Origin of the sequence: Streptomyces sp. GC420, from assembly GCF_009916105.1 — a bacterium.
In the GTDB taxonomy this organism is placed as follows: Bacteria; Actinomycetota; Actinomycetes; order Streptomycetales; family Streptomycetaceae; genus Streptomyces.
The window spans coordinates 1-2,566 of the sequence record NZ_JAAAXQ010000648.1; the positions used below are offsets into that span (position 1 = coordinate 1).

The window sequence follows — 2,566 nt, forward strand, 5'->3', positions numbered from 1 at the left end:
TACTCGGAGACGTCACGGCGGGGGTCGACGACCACGGCCTTGCCGGTGGTCTCGTCGGCGATCATGTACGAGGCGTGGGACAGGCAGTCGAGGTAGTACTGGGCGAAGAACACGGAAGCCTCCGTATGGTGGTTGTCGAGGGTCTGAATACCCCCTGGGGTATTCAACAGGTCGTGCTTGGCCCTTGTTCCCGGATCTCCTCGGAGTTCCGGGGAGTCTTTCGGAGCTGGGCGGTGGGGTGGCCGGCCCGGGAAGGGGGGATGCCTGGGCCGGCCGGTCTCGGGGGCCGCTCAGATGCGGCCGGGGAGCATGCCGTGCCAGTACAGCGGCGGCAGTCCGTAACGCTTGAACACCCACATGTCGCGGCGTTCCTTGAAGGTGCTGATCACGGGGAAGGACGGGGTCGGCTTCAGGTCGTAGTCGAACTCGGCCAGCAGCATCTTGTCCCGCGCCGTGACCAGCGGGCACGACGTGTAACCGCCGTACCGGTGGGTCGGCTCGGCGCCCTTCATCACGGAGACCAGGTTCCCGGCGACCACCGGTGCCTGCTTGCGCACGGCGGCGCCGGTCTTGGACGTGGGCAGGTTCGCCACGTCGCCGATGGAGAAGACCTCGGGGAAGCGGGGGTGGCGCAGCGTGTACTTGTCGGCCTCGAGGAAGCCCTGCTTGCTGGCCGGGTCCGCGAGCGGGGAGGACTTGAGCCAGTCCGGGGCGCTCTGCGGCGGCACGGCGTGCAGCATGTCGTACGCCAGTGTCTCCTCGGTGCCGCCGGCGTGGTCGGTCAGGGTCAGCCGGCGGTTTGCGCCGTCGACGGCGGTGAGCTCCGACTGCAGCCGGACCTCGATGCCGTAGCGCTCGGCGACCTGCTCCAGGACCCTGGTCCACACCGGCACCTTGAACAGGGTCGCGTCGGGGATCACCAGGACGACCCTGATCTGGTCCAGCACCTTCTGCTTGCGCCAGTAGTCGGCGGCGAGATAGGCGATCTTCTGGGGTGCGCCACCGCACTTCAGCGGTGAGGCGGGGTGGGTGAAGACCGCGGTGCCCGAGCGCATGCCCCTGATGAGGTCCCAGGTGTACGGCGCGTACTCGTGCGCGTAGTTGCTGGTCACGCTCTCCTTGCCGACGGACTCGGCCAGGCCGGGCACGCCGTTCCAGTCGAGCTGGATGCCGGGGGCCATCACCAGGTACTGGTAGCCCACGGCGCTGCCGTCGGCCAGGGTGACCGTGCGGGCCTCGGGGTCGACGGCCTCGGCGGCCTGCCGGATCCAGCGCGTCCCCTTGGGGATGACGGAGGCCTCGGGGCGGTGGGTGATCCTCAGGGGAGCCTGGCCGCCGCCGACCAGCGTCCACAGCGGCTGGTACCAGTGGGTGTCGGACGGCTCGATCAGGGCGATGTCGTCGACGCCCGAGCGGCGCAGCCGCGCCGCGACGCTGATGCCGGCGCTGCCGCCGCCGACGATGACGACGTGGTGGTTCTTCGTGGGGGGTGTGGAGGCCATTGCGGGGCTCCCATCTGAGGCGGGTGTTGCCGGATGCGCGGGGGTTCGGGTTTCGGACGGCGTGCCGTGCGCGGGGCGCCGGCCGCTGTCCTCGGGGCCGGTCACGCGGCGCTCTCGTGGGGATTCGGGCCGGTCACGTACGGCCGCCCGCCGCGGATCCAGCCGCCGGTGCCGCGCGACACGGAGTACGCGTCGACGCCGCCCGAGGTCATCCAGTCGGCGGCGAGCTTGCTTCGGTTCCCGCTCGCGCAGATGACGTACACCGGCCGGTCCTTCGGCAGCTCGCCGACACGGGCCAGTACGTCGCGCAGCGGGATCGGCTTCGCGCCCGGCACATGACCGGTCACGTACTCACCCGGCTCACGGACGTCCACGACGACCGCGCCGTCCGTCCACGCGGAGGCGAAGACCTCAAGATCCACTTCACGAGCCACGCTACGATCCTCCTTGCATACCCCCAGGGGTTTACGTGAAACGAGAGTACGACCGCTCGGGCGGGTTTGGCAAATACCCCCAGGGGTATCGCAGGTGGGCCGGTGGTCCTCGCGCCGACGCACGTGCTGTCGCGCGGGGTCGTGCTGGGCCGTGCGGCGGCGGGGCGTATGCCGTCTACCCGCACCATGACCGGGCGCGGGCGGCCAGGGCCAGGCGAAAGCAAGCCGAACGACCGGAGACCGCACCCCTCCCACCGGGCACCGTTCCGGCGCGGGCGGGGCCGCCCGTGGACGGTGGCCGGCCCTGCGCCCACGGTCACCGGCGCCCTGTGGGTGGCCGCGCGGTCCCGGGTGCCGGACGAGCGACCGGGAGCGCGGGCGGCCGGGCCCCTCCCCGGGCGGCACCGGGCGCCCACGGTGTGGTGGCCGGGAGGGCGGTGGTCGGCTCGCGGGGTGAGACGCCTGGTGCTACGGGTCCCCGCGGATGCGGCGCCTCACGGGCGCCGCAACCCGGATGCGGCGGGATGCGCGACGAGACGGCTTGCGCCGCCGGCTCCCGGGTGGTGCGCGCGGGCACGCTTTCGCAGGCGGGGAAGGCCCGTGCGGGGGGTCAACACCTCGCAGTCGGGG

Annotated in this window: 2 protein-coding genes; both read right to left on the minus strand. The window is 71.9% G+C overall.

The features are described 5' to 3' along the window. Window positions 1-290 precede the first annotated feature (290 nt). Window positions 291-1,502, minus strand: a complete 1,212-nt coding sequence (locus GUY61_RS37370) for an FAD/NAD(P)-binding oxidoreductase (RefSeq protein WP_166634732.1) — start codon at window positions 1,500-1,502, stop codon at window positions 291-293. A gap of 101 nt (window positions 1,503-1,603) precedes the next feature. Next, complete coding sequence (locus GUY61_RS37375) at window positions 1,604-1,936, minus strand: rhodanese-like domain-containing protein (protein ID WP_166634733.1); 333 nt, start codon at window positions 1,934-1,936, stop codon at window positions 1,604-1,606. Between the last annotated feature and the right edge of the window lie 630 nt (window positions 1,937-2,566).